Below are 19,864 nucleotides of genomic sequence, written 5' to 3'. Positions count from 1 at the left end.
ATGCTTGCACCTGCCGTCGCGGCGGTCAAGGCTCACCGGCCGTGCAGGCGGGCCACCACCGGCGCGAAGGAGTCGACCTGTGCCTGCTGCACCGTGACGTAGTTGACGCCCAGCATTTCCCGGCGCGAATGCAGGGTCTCGACAACGTGTTCCGCCGAACCGATCAGCACATTCGGATGGTCGCGCAACACGTCGGCGGCGATGCCCGTTGACTTCGCCAGCCCCGCCAGCGCGGTCTCGGGGTCGTCGGTGATCTCGGTGAAGTACGGGGAGCTTTCGACGTCAAGGCGGCCGAAGCGCTCGCCCGCGGCGGCACGCACGAAGCCGATCCGGCGCTGCGCCACCGCCTGTGGGTCCAGCCCGTCGGGATCGTGCGCCACAAACGGCACGCTCGAGATGCTGACGATGTCAGCCTCGCGTCCGGCCAGCGTCAGTACGCGCTGCCCGCCCCCGCCGATGATGATCGGCGGGTGGGGTTGTTGCACCGGCCGTGGCCGTCCCGCATAGCCGCGTACCTCGACCAACTCGCCCGAATATTCCAGTTCTTCGCCCTGCCAATGGGCCTTGACGAGCGAAACCACCTCGGCCAGCTTGGCGATGCGCCGGCCCGGCCGGTCGAACACGAGCCCCATCGCGGCGTATTCGACTCCGCTCCATCCGGCGCCGATGCCGAATTCGAGACGCCCGTCGGAGAGCAGATCGAGTGTCGCCGCTTCCTTGGCCAACACCGCGGGCACGTGGTAGTCGATGCAGAAGACGCGGCAACCGATGCGCAGGGTCTCGGTCCACGCGGCGGCCGCCGCCATCGCCGCGATGGGCGCCAGGTCTTGGCGCGGGGTGCGCGCTTCTCGTTGTGCCGGTCCCGGTCCAAGGTAGTGATCCGCGAGGAAAAGCGTTGTGTATCCGAGGTCTTCGACGCGACGAACGGTATCGCGCCACTCGCGTGACCCGGCGGCGTTGGTGGCCTGCACTCCGAAGCGAAACGGCGGTCTGTCCATCAACGGACCCTAAGTGCGGCGGCTGAGCGGAATCAAGGCGAAATCGACGACTCGCGCTTGACCGTGGGCGAGGCCGGGTGATAGGCATGTGAAGCCCCGTATTTGGGCGGTCGCTCAGGAAAGTCGAGGTGTTGCTCGCGTGAAGACGGCGGTCGTTACCGGCGGCGCCTCGGGGATCGGCCGTGCCGTCGCCGAGCGATTGCGCAGCGACGGATTCCGGGTCGCGGTCCTCGACCTGACTCCCACCGACGACGGCTTCGGCTATGGCGCCGATGTCACCGACCGCGCCCAGGTCGATTCCGCGATAGCGGCGATTCGCGAGGCGTTCGGCCCGATTCTGGTGCTGGTCAATGCCGCAGGGGTGGAGGGGTTCGGAAAGTTCTCGGACATGTCCTTCAAGGAATGGTCCAAGGTCATCGACGTGAACCTGCACGGCGTCTTCCACACTGTTCAGGCCGTGCTGCCCGACATGGTCGAGGCCGGATGGGGTCGCATCGTCAACATCTCATCGTCCAGCACCCACTCCGGGCAGCCGTTCATGGCCCACTACGTGGCCGCGAAGTCGGCGGTGAACGGGCTGACCAAGTCGCTGGCCCTCGAATACGGTCCGGCCGGCATCACCGTCAACGCGGTTCCGCCGGGCTTCGTCGACACACCGATGCTGCGCAGCGCCGAACGGCGGCACCTGCTCGGTGGCACGGTGGAGGATCACATCGCGCGCACCCCGGTGCGGCGCGTCGGCAAGCCGGAGGACATCGCCGCGGCATGCGCCTTCTTCGTCTCCGAGGAAGCCGGCTACATCACCGGCCAGATACTCGGGGTCAACGGCGGTCGCAACACCTGACCGCTCGAACTCGCAGACCCCCAAGGAGATTGATGTACGAGAGGGACCGGCTCTTCATCGATGGGGAATGGACGGCCCCAGCGGCTGGACACGACACCGTCATCTCGGTGGTTTCGCCGCACAGCGAGGCGGTGATCGGCCACGCGGTGGCCGCGGGTCCCGACGATGTGAACCGCGCCGTCGACGCGGCGCGCACGGCGTTCGACACCGGGCCGTGGCCGCGCATGCAGCCGGCGGAACGGATCGAGGCGCTCACCCGCCTGGCCGGCATCTACAAGGAGCGGCGGGCCGACATGGCCGCACTGATCTCGGCCGAGATCGGCGCGCCCATCACCTTCGCGAAGATGGCGCAGGTTCGCCTACCGCTGAGCATGATCTCGGCGTTCTGCGGGATGGCGGCGAATTACCAGTGGCGACAGGATCGTCCTGGCTTGTACGGCAAGGACATTCGGATCGTCAAGCAACCGGTCGGCGTTGTGGCCGCGGTGGTGCCGTGGAACATGCCGCAGTTCCTCACCATGTGCAAGATCGTGCCGGCCCTGTTGGTCGGGTGCTCGGTGGTACTCAAGCCGGCCCCCGAATCCGTGCTTGACGCGCAGCTCCTCGCCGAAGTCGTTGCGGCAGCGGGCTTTCCGTCGGGGGTTGTGAACGTGATACCCGGCGGCCGCGACGTCGGTGAACTGCTGGTGGGGCACGCGGGCGTGGACAAGGTCTCGTTCACCGGGTCCACCGCCGCCGGGCGCCAAGTCGCGCTGGCATGCGCGCGGGGACTGACACAGGTGAGCCTGGAACTGGGCGGCAAGTCGGCCGCCGTGGTGCTCGACGACGCCGACCCCGTCGCGACCGCCACCGCGATTCAGCTGGCCAGCCTGGCCAACAGCGGTCAAGTATGCAATGCGCTGAGCCGAATCCTGGTGCCGGAGAAGCGTAAAGACGAATTTATTGACGCGCTGGCGGCGGGCATGCGGTCGATGACGGTGGGCGACCCGGCCGACCCCGACACCCAGATCGGGCCACTGGTGGCGCAGCGCCAGCAGGCGCGGGTCCGCGGCTACATCGAATCGGGTAAGGGCGACGGCGCGCGCCTGGTCACCGGCGGCAGCGAGATGCCCGACGGCCTCGAAACCGGTTGGTACGTAAGACCGACGCTGTTCAGCGATGCCACCAATGACATGCGGATCGCCCGCGAGGAGATCTTCGGCCCGGTGCTGACCGTCATCTCCTACCGAGACGAGGACGAGGCGGTTCGGATCGCCAACGACTCCGAGTACGGGCTGGCGGGATCGGTGTTCACCGCCGACGTCGAGCGCGGCTACGGCGTGGCGGCCAGGGTGCGGTCGGGCACCTTCGGTGTCAACGAGGGCTACATGATGGATCCGGCGGCACCGTTCGGCGGGGTCAAGAACAGCGGGTACGGCCGCGAACTCGGCACCGAGGGCATCGACAGTTACACGGTCAGCCAGTCCATTTCGGCCGCGACGTCGTGACCTGCACGGGTCCCACGTTTAAGGTTCTTAACTGCCGGGGATAGGGATGGGGCAATACCTCCATAGGTAAGGAACACGCGTGGCCCCCAGCTTCAAGGACGTTATCCAATCCAAGTACCTGCTGTTGACGACATTCACCAAGGATGGCCGTCCGAAACCCACACCGGTCTGGGGCGTGCCCGACGGCGACGACACGCTGTTGGTGATCACCGACGATGGGTCGTGGAAAACCAAGCGCATCAACAACACTCCGCGGGTGACGATCGCCAAGAGCGCGGTGCTGGGCAAGCCCAAGAGCGAAGAGGTCCAAGCCGTGGCCCGGGTGCTGCCGAAGTCCGAGACGCGGCGCGTCTACAACGCCGTCCTCAAGCGGTACTGGTACCACGCGCCGTGGTTCTACGTGCACTCGATCGTCCGCGGCGGCATCGACAAGGTGCACGTCGGCCTGGAGATCAAGCCCGCCGGCTGAGGCGCCCCGCCGTCAGCCGCCCGCCGCGCGAATGGCTTCGAAGGTGTCCGCCACGGTTTCTTTGGGGTCCCGATAGGTGATGCCGAGGTCTCGTTCGCTCGGGGAATCGTCGGACGCCGGCATCTGCGTGTAGTACTGCATTCCCGCCCAGGTGAACGGCGTCTCGAACGGCAGGAAACGGTTCGCCCGATCCAGCACCGCGCCCGCAACGCGCAGCGCGGTGTCCGGAATCGGAACGGCGACCATCGGTGTCCCGGCGACCTCGCCGATCAGGTTGGCGAGCTCGGCAGCGGGCACCCGGTGACCGCCGGCGGTGTAGCGACGCGGTCCGCGTCCGGGCTCGATCAACGCCGCGTGCAGGGCGGCCAGGTCGCGGACGTCGACGATGAGCCATGCCGCGTTGCGGCCGGGGATCGCGTGCATCTGCACGGCCGCCCGCACGCCCTCGCCGGCCTCACCGAACTGGTCGCCAACCGGCGGGCCCAGCACCATGCCCGGATAGCTGATGTTGACCGGCGCCCCCGCATCCTGCAGGCCCCGCGCATAGATCTCGACCTGCGCCTTGGACGTTCCGTATCCATCCGCGCCACCCACCACCGGCAGGTCCGCCGTCAGCGTCTCCAGGTCCGGATGGAACAGCGCGGTGAAGCTGGACACGTGGACGATGGGATCCAGGCCGAGCTCGACGGACTGACCCAGGACGTTCTGGGCGCCCTGCATGTTGGTGGCGAGCATCTCGGGTGTCTGGCGCGGGTCGGTGGCGACCAGCGCGGCGCTGTGCACGACGGCGTCGCATCCCTGCAATGCCTCGCGCACCGCGACGCGGTCGACGATGTCCGCGACGGCGAAGTCCGAGACGTCGACGCCCAGCTTGGCGACGGTGGTCTGCAGCTTGTCGGGGTTCCGGACCAGGAACCGGACGGAGTGCCCCGCGTCGCAAATGGCTTTGGCGGTCCACCCGCCGACGAACCCCGTACCGCCCGTGATGAGAACCCGCATCGGCTCATTCTGCAAGACCGCCAAAACCTACAAGTGGCTGGAGGCGAAGTTGGCAGCTTGGTTTGTCATGCCGTTAACCGGATACGACGTGTGGGCGGCGAAAGTGGTGTCGTCGCCGTTGCCGCAGACCGGGTCGCCCTGCGCGCACAACTCGAGCGTCTTGGGCTGGTACAGCGGCCCGATGGTCAGCGGCGGTGCGTTGTACTTTTGCAGGAACTCGCCCGACGGCGTCCCGAACAGCGCGACGGCGGCGACGTGCTTGGCGACGTCGGGCGGCATCGGTGGGGGCACCGCCGATGCGGGCACGCCCGGGGGCACGGCGGCCGTGGTGGTGTAACCGGCGACGGCAGCCCCCTGCGAGTAGCCACCGAGCACCTCTTTGGTGTTGGGGCAGTTCGCCGCCATCGACTCGATGTGCGAACTGGCGTCCCGGATACCGTCGATGACCGTCACGGGGAAGTCAGGGCTCGAAAAGTCAGTGCTGGCAGGATAATTGACCGGATAAACGGTCAGCGATCTGCCACCGACCTGCGAACGCAACGCGTCGATGAACGGCTGACCGATCCCACCGACGCCGGGCGCCTCACCGGATCCCCGCGCGAAAACGACTTCGACGTCGGGACACGGCTCGGCCGCCGCGGACGGTGCGGACGCACTCGCTAGCATCAAACCGCCGCCCACCGCCGCCGCGGACAGCACGCAAACCGACAGCCGGCGCACGGGCGTGGCGGCCGATACCTTACGAATGCTCATTACTTTTTGAAGGCGTCCTTCACCTTCTCGCCGGCGTCCTTCAAGCTGGACTTCGCTTGGTCCGCCTTGCCCTCGTTCTTGGTGTCGTCGTCTCCGGTCGCCTTGCCGACGGCCTCCTTGGCGCGGCCGCCCAGGTCCTCGATCTTGTTCTTCATCTTGTCTTCGTTACTCATGCCGCTGTGGCTACCCAGCAATGGGAGATATCAAAACTTGAGCCCTGTCATCATGGACGAGTGAGCACCGCAATCGTGGTGGCAGTAGTGGCGGGTCTGATGCTGCTCGGCATCGGCATGGTGATCAATCAGCTGCTGCGGCTGAAGCGCTACTTAGGGGACTCGCCCCCCGAACAAGCCCCCGGTACGGATGCAGCCCCGCCTCCGGACCCACCGATCCCCTGACGGGGTGCCGTGAGTTCAGCTAGCAATCGCGGCGATCGCGGCCGCGCTCTCCAAGTCGCCGAAGGCGACCGCGTATCGCTGAGCCAGGGCCGCGGCGACTTCGACGCGTTGCCAGAGTCCCCCGCCGGCGCTGGCCGTGCACAGCCACAAAGTCAACCCGTGTGCGACCGACGCGCGATAGCGCAACCAAACCTCTGCGCGGGACGGAATCTCGTTGGCGGACAGCGCGAGCGCATCGCGGTATTCGTCCAGGAGGCTGCGTTCGTGCCTGCGGCGATCGTCAACCGTCAGGGCGCCCTGCAGGAAGTAGCCGAGGTCAAGTGACCAGTTTCCCCGGCGCGTCATCTGCCAGTCCAGGAACCCTATTTCGCCGTGTGGCGTGACGTAGGTGTTGCCGATGTGTGGATCGCCGTGCAGCAACGTCGGGGGCGATGAGGTCAGCGTCCGGATGTACGGCTTCCACACTGACTCGACGAGATGGTCGATGGTCAGATCCAGCACCTCGGCAGGAGTGTCGTGATCGAGGAGTTCCAGGGCCGACGGCAGCGGGGCGTATTGCAGGCCGTCGAAGGGCAGGAACGGTTCGAGCCAGACGAGACCCGGATGTCGCAGGACGCGCTCGCCCCAGTATCGGCCGTGCAGTCGGCCCAGGGCGCGCACCCCGGAGGCGGCCTGGTCGACGGTCAGCGGGCTGAGCGAATCACGCGGATCCGCCGCACGTGCGTTTAGATCCTCCATGACCATGATGAAGTCGTAGGCGTCTTCATCGATCACAGCGGTGTACACCGCCGGGTGTTCGAGCGGCAGGGCAATACCGGACATGAATAGTCGCGGCTCGTGGAACATCCCGCTGGTCATCCGGATCAGCTCTTTGTGAGCCGGATCGGCGGCCTTGACGAACACGGTGGCCGGACCGTCGCCGGCCAAATAGCTCAGCGCCAGTCGGGCGCGCCGGTTGGTGCCGTCGTCGCGAAGCTCGACGGCCACCTCGTCGACGACGGCATCGGGGTGACTCTCCCCGAGGGCCGCCGACATCCAGGCCGGCGTGATGTCATCCCAGCTCTGCGGCACCGACAGCGGCAGCGTGCGCACCGGCATCCTCTCGTCGTGGTGGCCGTGGTGTGCCAGTAACGACACGGGCCGTGTCGTTACTGGCTGGAGGCGAAGTTACCGCACGTGGCACACCCTTTGGAAGGGCTTGGGCTGATCTAAGCTCGCCCCATGCCTCAGACGAGGGGCGGCAGGCCGCGCGACATGCAGCTTGACGATGCGATTCTGGCGGCCACCCGGGATCTGTTGGCAGTGGGCAGCTACGCCGAGTTGTCGATGGAGAAGGTGGCCGCCCGCGCCAAAGTGGGCAAGAAGACGTTGTACCGGCGGTGGCCGTCGAAAGCCCCACTCGTCGCAGATGCCGTTTTGGACGGCTACGGTCGAGGCGGCTCGTTCGAGGTCCCCGACACCGGTGACCTTCGAGCCGATCTGCGCTCCTGGCTCATCGAGCACGCCGAATTCATCGCCGACCCTGCGAGCGCAGCACTCATACGCGCACTGATCGCCGCTGCGGCCGCAAGCGCGGTGGACAACGAGGCGCTCTACCAACAGCTCAGCATCCCCCAGCATGCCGGGCTGGTGGCCCGCCTGCGCCGGGCCGCCGGCGACGGCCATTTGCAGGCCGACGCGGATCTCGATTCTGTCGCGAACGCGCTGATCGGCACCCTGCTGCTGCGGGTGCTGACCGGTACACCGACGGGCGGCCCGCCCGCGACCGAGTTCGACGGACTCCTCGCCGCGCTCCTCGACGGCGCCGCGCGCTGACCTATGAGGTCAGGGGTCAATCGGCTCGGGCTGATAGCTTCATCCTCGTGAACGCTCGAGGCGTCCCGAGGCGGTGACGCCGTCGACCCTGCTGGTCACCGACGCTGGCTTGCCGCGCGGTGTGTCCGGTGCTGCCGACCCGCGTTTCGCGAACGCGATCAGGGTGTTCTCTCAGCTGTTTCCCGGTCGCCGGTTCGGCGGGGGAGCGTTGAGCGTCTACGTCGACGGGGTGGCCGTCGTGGACGTCTGGACCGGGTGGTCGGACCGGGCCGGCACGCAGCGCTGGACCGCGGACACCGGCGCCATGGTGTTCTCGGCGACCAAGGGCGTCGCGTCGACGGTAATTCACCGGCTCGCCGACCGCGGCCTGCTGTCCTACGACGCGCCCGTCGCCGAATACTGGCCCGAGTTCGCCGCCAACGGGAAGGCCGAGATCACGGTCCGCGACGTCCTGCGGCATCGTTCCGGGTTGTCACACCTGCGCGGCGTCACCAAGACGGAGTTGATGGACCACCTGCTGATGGAGGAGCGCCTCGCGGCAGCGCCGGTCGATCACCTGCGCGGCGTGCAGGCCTATCACGCGCTCACCTACGGATGGCTGCTCTCCGGTCTGGCCAGGGCGGTGACCGGCAAAGGCATGCGCGAGCTGATCCGTCAGGAGGTGGCCCGTCCGCTCAACACCGACGGGCTGCATCTGGGCCGCCCACCGGAGGGCTCGCCGACCACACCCGCCCAGATCCTGATACCGCAGGGACGGCTGCGCGCGCCGGTGATCAACTTCATCGCACCGAGGGTGGCCGGTCTGCCATTCTCCGGTGCGCTGGGCGCGATGTACTTTCCCGGCGTCATCTCCCTGATCAAGGGCGACACCGAGTTTTTGGACGGCGAGGTGCCCGCGGCCAACGGCGTGGTGACCGCGCGGGCGTTGGCCAAGATGTTCGGCGTGCTGGCCAACGACGGCCGCATCGACGGAAAGAAATTCGTGTCCGAGGAGCTGGCGCACGGGCTGGCCGGGCAGGCGCGCCGCAAGTGGCCTGACGCGAACATGGTGGTGCCCATGCCTTTTCACCTGGGCTACCACGAGTCGCCGGTTCCCGGTTTGCTGCGCGGCTTCGGTCACGTCGGGCTGGGCGGAACGCTCGGCTGGGCCGACCCCGAGACCCGCAGCTCATTTGGTTTCGTCCACAACCGGCTGCTGACCCCGCTGCTCTTCGACATGGGATCCTTTGCGGGCCTTGCCCGTCCGCTGCGCAATGCCATCGAGGCGGTCCGCGACCAGGGCCCGCTGGCGGTGCCGGAGCTGGGCGCCCGCTACGCCAAACCCGCTCGGCGACGGACCGCTTTATAGCCGTCCGGCGACGTATGTGGCGACCTGGTCCGTCATCCCGGACTGCACGTAGGAGCCGTGCGCCTTCAGGTTGCCGCCAGCGGGGGAGCATGCCGGATCGCCGTCGGCGCACAGGTCGACGGTCTTGGCGGCGTACGGCGGCGCGATCGGCGAGAAAACGGCGCCGGTGAAATTGCCGGCGAGCTCGCTGGTGGGATTGCCGAAGATGGCGACCGCCGCCACATGATCAATGGCCTGCGGCGGCAGGGCCCTGGTCGCCAGATCCATCACGCCCGCTCCCTGGGGAGAAGCCGCCGAGCACCAGCCGCGTACCGGGGCAGCGCCCGATCATGTCGTTGACGTGAGCGACCACATCGTCGGCGCCGGCTCGGGCGCTGGACTCGAACGCCGCCGATGCCGGGTAATTCACGGGGTAGACGCCCATCGAACGCCCGTTGATCTGCGATCCGAGTGAGTCCACGAAGCCCTGACCCACATGGCCGACGCCGGCGTCCTGGCCGGTGCCGCGGGCGAACACCACCTCGACGTCTGGGCACGGATCGGCCTGCGCCGCAGGGATGTCGGGGAGCCCGCACAACGCTCCGGTCGCGGCCGCGACGCTGAGGATGGGAATGATGCAGCGCGCAATCACCGATCAATGCTGACATACGCGTTGCCGCGCGGCAGTGTCAGCGGAAGGTCGGCGTACGTCGCGATGCCCGGCGCCGCGGCGACGACTGCGGCGATCCCGTTGATGGCCGGCACCGCCGTCATGATGTGCCCCAGGTCCATGAATTCCTCAAGCGTCGTTGCCTCGAAGTACGGTGGCGGCAAGAAGCCGACCTTGGTGGTGACCGTCGGTTGCCCGTCCACCTGGATGACCCAGCCGTCCTGCTCGATCTGCCAATCGGGTTCGAGTGTCTGCCCCTTTTTCCACCGGACGTTGAGGTCGATCAGGACCTTGCCGTTGACGATGCCCTGCCAGCTGATGTAGGTGCCAGCAACGTGCCCCGCGGGGATGGTCCAGGACGCCATGACGAGATCCTCGGTGGTCTGGGCGAACTCGGCCACACACTTCACCTCGTCGAGCTCGACCCCCAGCGCGTCGCCCACCAGGCGAACGGCCTCGCCGAAGATGGCCGTGCCCTTCGCGGCCATCGCCGGTAGGTCGGGGTGGTCGATCGGCTGGCCGAAGCCGACCGGCTTCTCGGTCTCCGGGGAGTCATAGAACGTGGTGTCGGCGGCCTCGTTCACGGTGACCTTGTCGATCCGGTTGCACACCATGGCCGAGACGATGGCCAGCAGCTCGGCGAAGCCCGGGCTGACGCCGGACCCGAAGATCGTGGAGCCGCCCTTCTCGCAGGCCTCCAGGATGCGGTCGCGCCCCTCGCCGAGGTTGTGACCGGTGATGAACGACGCCGTGGTCACCACGTTGACGCCGGCGGACAGGATGCGGACCAGTTCGTCGACGTTGATCCACATCGGGTTGTAGACCACGCAGTCCGGCTTCAACGCCAGCAGCTCGTCGATGTCGTTGGTGGCCGCGACACCGAGCGGCGGGAGCCCGACGAGTTCGCCGGCGTCGCGGCCCGCCTTCTCCGGCGACCAGGCGTAGCAGCCCACCAATTCGAGGGTGGGGTTCGTGACGATCGATTTCAGTGAGCTCTTGCCGACATTGCCGGTGTTCCACTGAACGACGCGATAGGTGTTTGGCACTCGCTCAGCATAGGGAATGACCGGGGTTCTTAGTAGGCCTAATAGGCAGATTCTGAGGCCAATATTTCGGCGAGGAAGGCGTCCCGGGGCGGCAGGTCCAGCCGTTCCCGCGCCCAGCCTCGCACCCGTTCCCGGGTCTCCGCGGATTCGGGCGTTTCGGCGCCCACGACCACCGACGTCGCCGACCAGTCGTGGTCCCAAGCCGCCGACTCGGTGAGGGCGCGCCCCTGGCCGTCCTCGAGCGGAATGGTCGCGCGCCCGGCCGCGTCCAGGGTGCCGGTGCCGTCGATGGTGGCGGAACGCAGCCGCACCGCGATGCCGCTGGCCGGCTCCGGGCCGATGACGGCCGCCTGCACCGCCGCGACGACCGCGGCCCCGCCGGCCTCGATGTGCCACTCGACGGTGTTCTCACCGGCATCGAAGATCGCGGGCGGAACCGCGCTCCAGGCGATCGACGCGACCCCCCGGGCTATCGCGCCCGCACCCCGCGGACCCACTCCCGCGCCGGCGGCCAGCGCGTAGTCGTCGCGGCGATCGCTCGACAACCTCGGGATCAGGCGCGAATCATCCACGGCCCCAATCAGTTCGGACCAGTCGTCGCCGTCTGTGCCGATCTCGTCGGCGAGTCCGGCACCCGCCCGGACCAGGCCGACCACCCGCGAATCATCGCTGCCGGCGTGGCTGATCAGCGCGGCGGCGTGTGGCGCCAGCAGCTGCGTCACATCGGAATCCAGCGTGTCGTCGGGGAAGAAGCTCTGTGCCCCGGCGGTCAGCAACGCGAGCTCGACGTCGAGCAGCGCACGGTCCAGGCCGGCGATACCGTCCTGTCTGCTGGCCGGCCACCACCGGCGCAGCCAGTGCCCGGTGGCCAGCCTGCGCAGCGGGGCGACCGAGCCCGGCACCAGCTCGACGCCGGTGAGCTCGATGCTGTGCGACCGGCCCGCCGCGCCGTCCAGCGCCGACACCACCGCGACATGTCCGGCTTCGCCGAGGACCCGCCACAACCAGTCCGCGCGCGACACATCGGTGAACGTGATGTGCGGTGCCGCATCGTCGGGATCGTCGAGTGTCCAGGACAGCACCGCACCGCTGACTTCCAGCAACGCGACCATTGGTGTCGGGGCCGCGGTGTCCACGGGTCCGGTGCTCCAAAGCCCGGAATCGGCAACCAGTCTCACCCGGCCACCCGCAATTCCAGCATCGCTTTGATCCGTTGCCGGTGATCGAGGCTCACCGACCGCGCCACCCCGTCGAGTAGCGCGCGCACGTCGTCGACGTCGGCACAGGGTTCCTGCCAGACGTCGCGCCCGTGCAGCCGGGCCCACAGCCGACTCAGGTAGGGCTGCGCGTAGGCGGCGAGGTCGTCGACCACCTGCCGCTGGCGAGGATGAATCGGGCCGTTCTCGGAAAGGTAGCGCCGGGCATGCAAGACGTAGGCTTCCTTGCGAAGCCGCGCCTGGATCTGGGTGGCCAAGTCGTAGTGGCAGGAGGCGGACGGATCCAGCGGAGCCAGCTGGACCGCGATCTCGATGCCGGCCACCAGCGTGGCCTGTTTGTCTTCGGCCAACAGCCCCCACGGCGCGCAGGCCCGGTCGACTTCCTCCTCGCAGAGCAGCGGAATTTCGGGCAGCGCGTCGCGATCCAACGCGCGCCGCAGGGTGGCACGCACCCGGTCCACCACGCTGCGATCCAGCGGGCGGTCACCGTCCACGTTCCGTGATATTGCCGGGGGGCGTTGTGGCGCAATAGAACTCAAACCCAAGTCGACGAGCGACCATGGCAGCCGGGCGGTGTCGGTGCGGGCCAGCGCGCCCAAGTTGTACGGGGTGGGGTCGGTGATCATCGCCGTCCAGACCCGTTGACGGGCCGCGCCGGCGGTGTGGCTGGCGGCCGCACCCAAGACGGTGCCGAGCTCGGCCCGGAACGGGTCGATGGCGGCCTCGCCCGCCCGCACGTCGCGCCAACTGCGCTTCAGCTGCTCGGCCAGCGTGGCAACGACATCGGGGTCGGCGACGTATCGATGCAGGACCTCTATCGCGGTGCGATCGCGATCCCGGTGGATCTCGCCGAGCACCGCCGCCGCCGTCTGGTAATCCTGCGGTGTCGGTGGACCTTTCGTGACGGCGAGTTCGAAGCACACCGGAAAGTACAGTTCCTGCGCGTTCCCGGTACGAATCCGCTGTCGGCGGCGCTCCAGTTTGAGAGCATCGAACCAGGCTGCGGCCGAGCGCAATTCGGAACCGCTACCGACGATCAGGTCATGCATCTGCGCGGCCGTCTCGGGCGTCACGACCGGGGCCGAATACGCGGGGTTGGACCGCAGCCGCAGCACCAACGGGTCGATGATGCGTTTGACGGTGCGGCTCAGCGGGCCGCCATCGTCACCGCTCAGCACCTCCACGCCCGGACCGATGGCCCGCCACGCCGCCTCGATCACCAGCCGCCGCGGGTGGCCCGTCGCCTCGCCTTCCACGGCCGTCGCTACCTGCGGGTCGGCGCTCATCTGCACAGAATAGGGCCATCGCAAACGTTGCGGCAGCCATAAAGTTGGGTTCGGTAGCCGGCGCGCGGCCGGACGCTGATCGCATGAACAAGCTATTGCTGCTGGCCGAGTGGCTCAGGTCGCGCCGCCGCCAGGATGGCGGGAACCGCACCGTCGGGGTCGGTACCGTGCGCAAGGTCAAGCGTCAGGTCTTCATCGAGGTGGTGGCCGTCTCGGGGGAGACGTTCATCGGCAAGCTGGCGCGCTGCGACGGTGGTCTGGACCTATCCGTGCTGCGGCCGGGCCTGGTCGTGCTGGTGGCCTTCGATCCGACCGCCCGCGAGGCGCTTTCGCTGCCCGACGATGTGCTGGCCGTGCACGCGGCCTGGGTGGCGTCGCTGTGAGCGCTACCGTTCGCCGTCCACGGTGAACGTGACCAGGGCGGCCCAATACAACGGGCTGGCGCTGACATCCCCGTCGCGCCAGCGCCGCATCTGTTCACGCTGCCAACGATTCACCGCGCATCCGGCCTCCCGCGCGGCGTCGTGCGCGCCGTCCACGGCGGCCACCAGCTCGGCCATCGGATCGGCCGGCTCCGGGCGCGGCGCACCGGACAACTCGGCGAATTGCCGGTACGCCGCCGTCGTCGGCAGCGACCACAAGGTGGCGGTCACCAGTTGCGCGCCGTTCAGGATCATCGCCGCCACCAAGCCGGTTGCCTCATCGAACCGATAGTCACCACCGGATCCGCAGGCCAGCAGCGCCACGCGTGGCGGCATCGGCAACCGAAGGGCCATCAGGTCCGAGGCGGTCAATGGGCGGTGATCGCCGATCGGGTTGGCATCCCCGGGGATATCCGCGGTGTCGGCCAGGTGCAGGGCCGCCCGGTCCGCCCGGGTTCCCTGGTCGTGTTGGTCGTCCGCCGAACTCGCATGGCCGACGTAGAGCAGCCGGGACGGGGTTTGCGCCAGCAGCTCGCCCAGCCACGCACGGTCGGCGTCTTGCCGGCGGAACAGGTCGAGCACGGTGTCGGTGCGCGGCAGTACGGGTCGCCGTTCGATGAGTCCGGCGAAATGCTGTGCCACGGGCGTGTGCGGTGAGGGCCTGCCGAGCACCGATCCGAGCGCGGAGTCCGGTCGCTGTCCCGGCACCCGAGGATCGAGAACCAGCAGCGGTGGCGCGTCCCGCCGGGCGTCCCACCCGGCCGGTGTTCGCGGCGAGTGCACGATGTTGGGCGGCACCGCCATCAGCACGTCGACCAGCTCCATCAGCCGATGGCCGTCGGTGAGTTCATCGATATCGGCCAGCTGCCAAGGGATTTGGGCCGCGGCGCGGCCGCTGGCGGTAATCGCATCCTGGCGCGCACGCACCAGTTCCTCTTTGCTGGGGCCCGACTTCGGGATCGCCAGCAGTCCCCAGGGCACCCGGGCCAGCCGTGCGCTCGGCGAGATGAACAGCACCGCCCGCGGCGAGGCCACGCATTCGGTCAGCAGCTGCCACCCGGGCGTACCGATCAGCAGTACACCGAGGATGTAGGCGACCGTGAGTTCGGTGTCCGGCCTGGCGAATGGTCCTGTGGCCAGGGCGCGCTCGATGGCGTCACGCCGGGTTTCGGCGCCGTGCGGCTCGGGCAGGGCACCGGTGAGCTCCTGCAGCGCAGCCAGCAGCAGCGGCTCTTCCAGCACCCAGGTCACGGTCCTGGACGGCTGTCCGACGATCCGCAGGCTGGCGTAGGTCGCGATCCCGAGGTCGGCGTACCTCAGCACCAGGGTCAGCCGCTCGGGCTCGCTCATGGCCACGTCGACCAGGCGGGCTCGGCCGCTGTGACATCGCGTCCATAACGCTGCGAAGCCAGCGCACGATAGTGACTCAGGATCGGCCCCGCCCCGGGTTGCATCTGCAGTGGCGGCAACGGCCCCAGCCTGGTGAGCGACGCGCCGCCCGCGACGGGCGGGCCCGCGGCGGCCAGCGCGACGGGCTGCGCGTCGGCGTCGATTGGCACCGACGCGATGGCCGTCGACGCCCATTCGCCTATCCGAGGTCTTTGTAGACCTTCGAAAGTCCCTCGCGCGCTGTGGTATTCGACGAGCTCACTGATCAGCGCGGTGTTCTCCCACTCCCAGGCCACGGCGAAGGCGCCGGCCAGGATGGGCGCCGCAATGCCGGTAGCCCAGCGGGCCCTGGCGTCCGCGTCGGCGATCGAATACCGCACCGAGTCGACCGCCAGAGCGGCCGGCACCTTGAGCTCGGCGGCCTGTTGGAGCTTGGTCATTGCGCGCCAGTACTCCGGCGTGCCGACCTCGCCGCGAAGGATGCCGAGCCCCTGCGCCTGGCGCGCCTCGGTTTCCTCCAGGGTCTCGTCGGGATCACCCGAGCTGTCGAATCCGAGGTCCGCCAAAGCGTCCGCGCGCCAGACGGTTCCGAGATGATTATCGAGCTGGGCGTACTGCAGCCAGCTGCTGCGCGGCGATGAGTCCAGCAGTTCCCGAGCCTGCGCGATCAGTTCGACCGCGTCGGAGAAGTGGCTGCAGAAGATGGCGATCCAGCTGCGCTGCAACAGGATACGGTGCAGATGTAGCGGCTTTCCCGATTCCCGCCAGTGCCGTTCGGCGTGTTCCCAGCAGTCGTCGGCGGCCTCCAGGGCGCCGGCTCCCAAACGGGTGAATCCCATGTACAGCCAGCACCGAGCGACGTCGTGGGCCCGGTCATGGCGGGCGATGACCGGATAGGCCTGGCCGATCAGTTCCTCGGTGCCGGCGTGGTCGTTGGCCGCCCACCGGGCCGCGGCCCGCTCCAATTGTGCTCTGGCTGTCGCGAGTTCCCACCCGTTGGTTTGTGCCCGCGCTTCGGCGCGGCGCAGCCACGGCTCGGCTTCCGGCAACCGTCCGGTCTCTACGCAGAACCTGCCGTATCCGGTCGCGGCGGTGACCCACAGGTGATCGGCGCGCTCACCCCTGTCGCCGGAATGCTCGATGCTGTCAAGAACCTTCTCCCACAAAGGGACCGATCGCACGTGCAGGTCGTCGTCGCACAGCGCGGTGGCGCACAGGACGTGCGCATAGGTGCACAGGTACCGGTGCTCGTCGGCGAGGTCAGCGGGGCCGGAATCGTTGTCGCACAACGACGCCAGTTCCGCCGCCGCGCCTTCGTGATCACCCAGCGCCGCGGCCAATCCCGTCTGCAAGAACTGGGCGCGGCGCGAGTACCGGCAGATCATCCGCGTGATCTCGGTGTCGGACAACCGAACGCGTTCGGCGGCCGTGCCCGCGGCGATGCCCGCGTAGATCGCCAGGCAATCCTGAACGCGCCGGACGGATTCGCGGACCCCGTCGTAGGCGCCGCGGGCGAGATAGATCTCGCCAAGCTGCCCAAGGGCTTCCAGCATGAGGTCATCTCGGTCGTCGCGCTCGATCCGCGGAATCAACGAGACCAACAGATCGCGTGCCCCGGCCTCGTCGGCGGCGAACGCCATACGACGCGCCTTGTCCAATTCGTCCGGGATCGACACGGCTGCATCATAAGTCCGGGGGCGGCATCTGGTTGGCCAAACCGCGAGCGGCGGACGCGTGAGTGAGGCACGTCCGCCGCTCGAGGGTCGCAACCGATCAGCCGCAGGACACCTTGATGTTGAAGTCCTTGGTGATCATTCCCGCCATCGGGTTCTTCATGTCGGCACCCTGTGCCTGACCGGTGATGGTGTAGGTCTTGCCATCGACCGCGACGTTGGCCGAACCCACCTTCGCGCCCATGTTGTCGCTGACCGCCAGGGCGTTGCCGTCGACAACGAGGGCCAGCGACTGGACCTTCGGGGTGGCTTCGTCGGTCATCACGACGGCCAGGGCCTGTTGGGCGCCGCCGGTGGAGCCGCTGCCGATGTTGATCTTGCCGCCGGTCCGCACACAGGTGACCGACGCGGGGTTCACGCCGGTCAGGTCCGTACCGCCCACCTTGACCTGCGCGTTGGTGCCCGTGGAGGCGCTGGGGGTGGTGCTCGACGCCGGTGCGGCCGTGTGGCCGCCGCCCGAGCATCCCACCAGGGCCACTGACGCCGCGGCGCAGCCCAGGGTCCCAATCGCAGCTGCGAGAAGTCGTTTCACTTGTGGTTCCTTCCTTCGTGCGCCGCCCCGATGGCGTCGTCCTGGCGCAAGTACAGACCGCCCCGGTTGCTACCGATCCCAAATTTCTCGGGGCCGAGCCGGTAGGCTGCGTCGATGTCGAGCCCGCACAGGGAGGAACACGATGCTCAGTGTGAAATGGCTGGAAAAGCCTGAGGCCCATGACTTTCCGGCGGCAGCGGACTATCTCACCATGCTTGCGGACGGGCAGACCGTGAAGAAGGTGGTGAAAAAGCTGAAGTCCGGGACCGTGACGCACAGAAAGGCCAAAGACATCCTGCGGGCCGCGCAGCTGAGCCTGCTGCCGGCGGACAACCCCCACGTCGCGGCGGACCTGACCAAGATCGAGAAGGGCCTGCCGCTGTCGCCCATCCTGCTGGTGCGCGGCGACTTCATGGCCGGGGTTCCGTTACAGATCGCCGACGGGTACCACCGCGTCTGCGCGAGTTATCACACCGACGAGAACACGGACATCCCCGTGGTCCTCGCGGTGGCGCGTCGCTGAGCGGAGGAAGATCATGATCGACATCAGTCCTGTGGGAACCGTGCAGGTGCTGACCCTGGCGTCGGGTGCGGTCAACGCGCAGGATGTCGAGTTGCTCGAAGAGCTGGCTTCGGCGGTGCGCGACCTGGCACGTTCGGGCGCCGGCGCGCTGGTTGTCACCGGTGCCGGCCGCGCCTTCAGCGCCGGCGTCGACCTTAACCGCGTAGTGCAGGGCGGCACCGGCTACACCGATCGGCTGGTTCCCGCGCTGTCCGCGGCGTTCGAGGCGGTGTTCAGCTACCCGGGGCCAACCGTCGCCGCGATCAACGGCGCCGCCATCGCGGGCGGCTGCGTGCTCGCGTGCGCCTGCGACCGCCGCTTGATCAGCCCCGAGGCGCAGATCGGCGCGGCCGAGGTGCGCGTCGGGGTACCGTTCCCGGTCGCCGCGCTGGAAGTCATGCGCTACGCCTGCGGGATGCACGCCGACGAGGTGCTGCTGGGCGGGCGCAACCATCGCGGCGCGGAGGCCGTGGCCCGCGGACTGGCCCACCGCGTCGTCACCGACGAGCTCATGGAGGTGGCGGTGGCGGAGGCGTCGGACCTGGGCAGCATCCCGGCCGACGCCTACCGGCAGACGAAGACCCAGTTGCACGCCCCGACGATGGCACGCATCCACGAGGCCCGCGGTGTCGATGACGAGGTGCGCCGGATGTGGGGCACCGACGAGACGCTGCGTCGCATCGCCGCGTACGTGGAGCGGCTGCGGCGCCGCTGACTAGTCCTCGTCGGTGTTTTCGTCCAAGGCCACACCGGCGCGAGTGCGCCTGCGGCGCATCCGGTGCGATCCCTTGCCGGTGGGGCGCCGGTTGCGCAACTTGGCCTTCGGATCGTCGCCCTCGTCGCCGGCTTCCTCGGTGTCCTCGGTGTCCTCGGCGGGCGCGGCCTTAGTCGTTGGCTCCGGCGTGGCGTCCTTTTCCGCGGTTTCGGCAGTGACTTCGCCGGGGGCGGGCTCGGTCTGCTCGGCCTCCTCGGTCTCTTCTGCCTCGGCGGTCTCCGCCTCGTCCTCGCCAGCCTCGGCGGCTTCGGCCTCTTCCGCTTTTGCCGTTTCGTCGGCTTCGGCCTCGCCGCCCTTCTTGCGCCGCACGCGACGCTCCTTGGGCTTCTTCGCCTTGATCGGTTTGGGCGGCGGCGGGGGTAGCTCGGCGACGAAGGACAGGTAGAAGGCGAAAATGCCGAGCAACGCGATTGAGGCGGCAGCCCCGTAGATCCCGAACAACCACCGTCCTGCGGTGTCCAGGCTCAGCCAGATCTCGCTGATCGCCGTACCGATGATCAACACTGCGGCCAGCACGTGGGCAACGATCGACCAGATCCTGATGGACAGGGCCAGCTGCGGCGTCCCCAACTCGGGCTTGCGGGTGCGCAGCAGGGTGAACACCACGGGCAGCGCCGCGAGCGCGACGAGCGCACCCGTCACGATGCGCAGCGCCGTCCCCAACGTATGCGCGGTGTCGCCCATCAGCTCGGGCCAGCGGGGCAGCACGAAGAAGAAGTAGAGGAAGCCGGCAGCGATCGAAAATGACGCGTGCCACGGGATGGCGACCTTGCGCCCCATACCCCTCCTTGTGCTGGTGATTTCACGCCAGCCTAAAGGCGGCCGACCCGAATCCATATCAATTCGTACGTGTCCGCTCGGCGGACCGATGGCGGAGGATGCGGGATTTGAACCCGCGAGGGCTGTTAACCCAACCCGCGTTCCAGGCGAGCGCCATAGGCCACTAGGCGAATCCTCCGTGGCCATGGTAACCGAGGCCCCGATGGCCCCCGCCAGTTGCTCGTCGTCGACTCCGGGGCAGGTATTAGACTCATCGCTGGACCCCGCGCGGCGTCTATCCTGTGAACTCCCCCAGGGCCGGAAGGCAGCAAGGGTCAATGGGCTCTGTCGGGTGCGCGGGGTCCCCTATCTCCATGAGTGGC

Annotated in this window: 23 protein-coding genes, 1 tRNA gene and 1 other RNA gene; 10 read left to right on the top strand and 15 right to left on the bottom strand. The window is 68.2% G+C overall.

Annotated elements, in window-relative coordinates; genetic code table 11:
• Window positions 1-32: 32 nt before the first annotated feature.
• The gene (locus tag ACZYVJ_RS13170) at window positions 33-998 is read right to left on the bottom strand and encodes a TIGR03621 family F420-dependent LLM class oxidoreductase (protein ID WP_463831386.1); all 966 of its coding nucleotides are present in this window, start codon (window positions 996-998) and stop codon (window positions 33-35) included.
• A gap of 139 nt (window positions 999-1,137) precedes the next feature.
• Between ACZYVJ_RS13170 and ACZYVJ_RS13165 the strand changes: the two genes are divergently transcribed.
• The 3 genes from ACZYVJ_RS13165 (at window position 1,138) to ACZYVJ_RS13155 (ending at window position 3,798) form a co-directional block, all read left to right on the top strand.
• On the top strand, window positions 1,138-1,842 hold the full coding sequence (locus ACZYVJ_RS13165) for an SDR family NAD(P)-dependent oxidoreductase (RefSeq protein ID WP_463831385.1): 705 nt from the start codon (window positions 1,138-1,140) through the stop codon (window positions 1,840-1,842).
• A 32-nt stretch (window positions 1,843-1,874) separates the two neighbouring features.
• A complete protein-coding gene (locus ACZYVJ_RS13160) occupies window positions 1,875-3,329 on the top strand; it encodes an aldehyde dehydrogenase (protein WP_463831384.1) in 1,455 nt (484 codons plus the stop codon).
• Window positions 3,330-3,408: 79 nt separating this feature from the next.
• Window positions 3,409-3,798, top strand: coding sequence for a PPOX class F420-dependent oxidoreductase (locus tag ACZYVJ_RS13155; protein WP_463831383.1), 390 nt, complete (start codon window positions 3,409-3,411; stop codon window positions 3,796-3,798).
• A 12-nt stretch (window positions 3,799-3,810) separates the two neighbouring features.
• On the opposite strand, the gene ACZYVJ_RS13150 is transcribed toward ACZYVJ_RS13155, so the two are convergent.
• Genes ACZYVJ_RS13150 through ACZYVJ_RS13140 form a run of 3 tightly spaced genes read right to left on the bottom strand, consistent with a single transcriptional unit; the run spans window position 3,811 to window position 5,723 of the window.
• Window positions 3,811-4,797, bottom strand: a complete 987-nt coding sequence (locus tag ACZYVJ_RS13150; RefSeq protein ID WP_463831382.1) for an NAD-dependent epimerase/dehydratase family protein — start codon at window positions 4,795-4,797, stop codon at window positions 3,811-3,813.
• A gap of 27 nt (window positions 4,798-4,824) precedes the next feature.
• On the bottom strand, window positions 4,825-5,550 hold the full coding sequence (locus ACZYVJ_RS13145; protein WP_463831381.1) for a cutinase family protein: 726 nt from the start codon (window positions 5,548-5,550) through the stop codon (window positions 4,825-4,827).
• Window positions 5,550-5,723, bottom strand: a complete 174-nt coding sequence (locus tag ACZYVJ_RS13140; RefSeq protein ID WP_463831380.1) for a CsbD family protein — start codon at window positions 5,721-5,723, stop codon at window positions 5,550-5,552. Before ACZYVJ_RS13140 ends, ACZYVJ_RS13145 begins: the two co-directional genes overlap by 1 nt.
• A 60-nt stretch (window positions 5,724-5,783) precedes the next feature.
• Between ACZYVJ_RS13140 and ACZYVJ_RS13135 the strand changes: the two genes are divergently transcribed.
• Entirely contained in the window at window positions 5,784-5,948 is a 165-nt protein-coding gene (locus tag ACZYVJ_RS13135; protein ID WP_463833093.1) for a hypothetical protein, read from the top strand.
• A gap of 15 nt (window positions 5,949-5,963) precedes the next feature.
• Here the strand turns inward: ACZYVJ_RS13135 and ACZYVJ_RS13130 are convergent, their stop codons facing one another.
• Window positions 5,964-7,046, bottom strand: coding sequence for an aminoglycoside phosphotransferase family protein (locus tag ACZYVJ_RS13130; protein ID WP_463832978.1), 1,083 nt, complete (start codon window positions 7,044-7,046; stop codon window positions 5,964-5,966).
• A 123-nt stretch (window positions 7,047-7,169) separates the two neighbouring features.
• Between ACZYVJ_RS13130 and ACZYVJ_RS13125 the strand changes: the two genes are divergently transcribed.
• Both ACZYVJ_RS13125 and lipL read left to right on the top strand, forming a co-directional pair.
• On the top strand, window positions 7,170-7,763 hold the full coding sequence (locus ACZYVJ_RS13125) for a TetR/AcrR family transcriptional regulator (protein ID WP_463831379.1): 594 nt from the start codon (window positions 7,170-7,172) through the stop codon (window positions 7,761-7,763).
• Window positions 7,764-7,836: 73 nt separating this feature from the next.
• The gene (gene lipL, locus ACZYVJ_RS13120; RefSeq protein WP_463831378.1) at window positions 7,837-9,111 is read left to right on the top strand and encodes an esterase/beta-lactamase LipL; all 1,275 of its coding nucleotides are present in this window, start codon (window positions 7,837-7,839) and stop codon (window positions 9,109-9,111) included.
• On the opposite strand, the gene ACZYVJ_RS13115 is transcribed toward lipL, so the two are convergent.
• Genes ACZYVJ_RS13115 through ACZYVJ_RS13095 form a run of 5 tightly spaced genes read right to left on the bottom strand, consistent with a single transcriptional unit; the run spans window position 9,106 to window position 13,309 of the window.
• Window positions 9,106-9,378: a cutinase family protein gene (locus ACZYVJ_RS13115; RefSeq protein ID WP_463831377.1), complete on the bottom strand. Its 273-nt coding sequence runs from the start codon at window positions 9,376-9,378 to the stop codon at window positions 9,106-9,108. The genes lipL and ACZYVJ_RS13115 overlap by 6 nt on opposite strands.
• Entirely contained in the window at window positions 9,338-9,742 is a 405-nt protein-coding gene (locus ACZYVJ_RS13110) for a cutinase family protein (RefSeq protein WP_463831376.1), read from the bottom strand. Before ACZYVJ_RS13110 ends, ACZYVJ_RS13115 begins: the two co-directional genes overlap by 41 nt.
• Window positions 9,739-10,806: an NAD(P)H-dependent amine dehydrogenase family protein gene (locus tag ACZYVJ_RS13105; protein WP_463831375.1), complete on the bottom strand. Its 1,068-nt coding sequence runs from the start codon at window positions 10,804-10,806 to the stop codon at window positions 9,739-9,741. The genes ACZYVJ_RS13110 and ACZYVJ_RS13105 overlap by 4 nt, the downstream gene beginning before the upstream one ends.
• 38 nt (window positions 10,807-10,844) lie before the next feature.
• Entirely contained in the window at window positions 10,845-11,984 is a 1,140-nt protein-coding gene (locus ACZYVJ_RS13100; RefSeq protein WP_463831374.1) for a hypothetical protein, read from the bottom strand.
• Window positions 11,981-13,309: a hypothetical protein gene (locus tag ACZYVJ_RS13095; RefSeq protein ID WP_463831373.1), complete on the bottom strand. Its 1,329-nt coding sequence runs from the start codon at window positions 13,307-13,309 to the stop codon at window positions 11,981-11,983. Before ACZYVJ_RS13095 ends, ACZYVJ_RS13100 begins: the two co-directional genes overlap by 4 nt.
• Before the next feature lie 44 nt (window positions 13,310-13,353).
• Here ACZYVJ_RS13095 and ACZYVJ_RS13090 point away from each other — a divergent pair, with 44 nt between their 5' ends.
• Window positions 13,354-13,692: a hypothetical protein gene (locus ACZYVJ_RS13090; RefSeq protein WP_463831372.1), complete on the top strand. Its 339-nt coding sequence runs from the start codon at window positions 13,354-13,356 to the stop codon at window positions 13,690-13,692.
• 3 nt (window positions 13,693-13,695) lie between these two features.
• On the opposite strand, the gene ACZYVJ_RS13085 is transcribed toward ACZYVJ_RS13090, so the two are convergent.
• The 3 genes from ACZYVJ_RS13085 to ACZYVJ_RS13075 all read right to left on the bottom strand — a co-directional run bounded on the left by ACZYVJ_RS13085 (window position 13,696) and on the right by ACZYVJ_RS13075 (window position 17,352).
• Window positions 13,696-15,081, bottom strand: a complete 1,386-nt coding sequence (locus ACZYVJ_RS13085; protein WP_463831371.1) for a CHAT domain-containing protein — start codon at window positions 15,079-15,081, stop codon at window positions 13,696-13,698.
• Window positions 15,078-16,796, bottom strand: coding sequence for a hypothetical protein (locus tag ACZYVJ_RS13080; protein ID WP_463831370.1), 1,719 nt, complete (start codon window positions 16,794-16,796; stop codon window positions 15,078-15,080). The genes ACZYVJ_RS13085 and ACZYVJ_RS13080 overlap by 4 nt, the downstream gene beginning before the upstream one ends.
• Before the next feature lie 97 nt (window positions 16,797-16,893).
• The gene (locus tag ACZYVJ_RS13075) at window positions 16,894-17,352 is read right to left on the bottom strand and encodes a lipoprotein LpqH (RefSeq protein ID WP_463832977.1); all 459 of its coding nucleotides are present in this window, start codon (window positions 17,350-17,352) and stop codon (window positions 16,894-16,896) included.
• Between the two features lie 175 nt (window positions 17,353-17,527).
• Between ACZYVJ_RS13075 and ACZYVJ_RS13070 the strand changes: the two genes are divergently transcribed.
• Both ACZYVJ_RS13070 and ACZYVJ_RS13065 read left to right on the top strand, forming a co-directional pair.
• Entirely contained in the window at window positions 17,528-17,908 is a 381-nt protein-coding gene (locus ACZYVJ_RS13070) for a hypothetical protein (RefSeq protein WP_463831369.1), read from the top strand.
• Between the two features lie 13 nt (window positions 17,909-17,921).
• Entirely contained in the window at window positions 17,922-18,662 is a 741-nt protein-coding gene (locus ACZYVJ_RS13065; protein ID WP_463831368.1) for an enoyl-CoA hydratase/isomerase family protein, read from the top strand.
• On the opposite strand, the gene ACZYVJ_RS13060 is transcribed toward ACZYVJ_RS13065, so the two are convergent.
• Window positions 18,663-19,502, bottom strand: coding sequence for a hypothetical protein (locus ACZYVJ_RS13060; protein WP_463831367.1), 840 nt, complete (start codon window positions 19,500-19,502; stop codon window positions 18,663-18,665).
• Between the two features lie 89 nt (window positions 19,503-19,591).
• Window positions 19,592-19,680: transfer RNA gene (locus ACZYVJ_RS13055), tRNA-Ser, on the bottom strand.
• Window positions 19,681-19,756: 76 nt separating this feature from the next.
• Here ACZYVJ_RS13055 and ffs point away from each other — a divergent pair.
• An RNA gene (ffs, locus tag ACZYVJ_RS13050) (signal recognition particle sRNA small type) lies at window positions 19,757-19,853 on the top strand.
• Window positions 19,854-19,864: the final 11 nt, after the last annotated feature.

This window comes from Mycobacterium sp. IDUB_3 (genome assembly GCF_055419585.1).
This window is presented reverse-complemented; position numbering and strand designations above follow the sequence as displayed.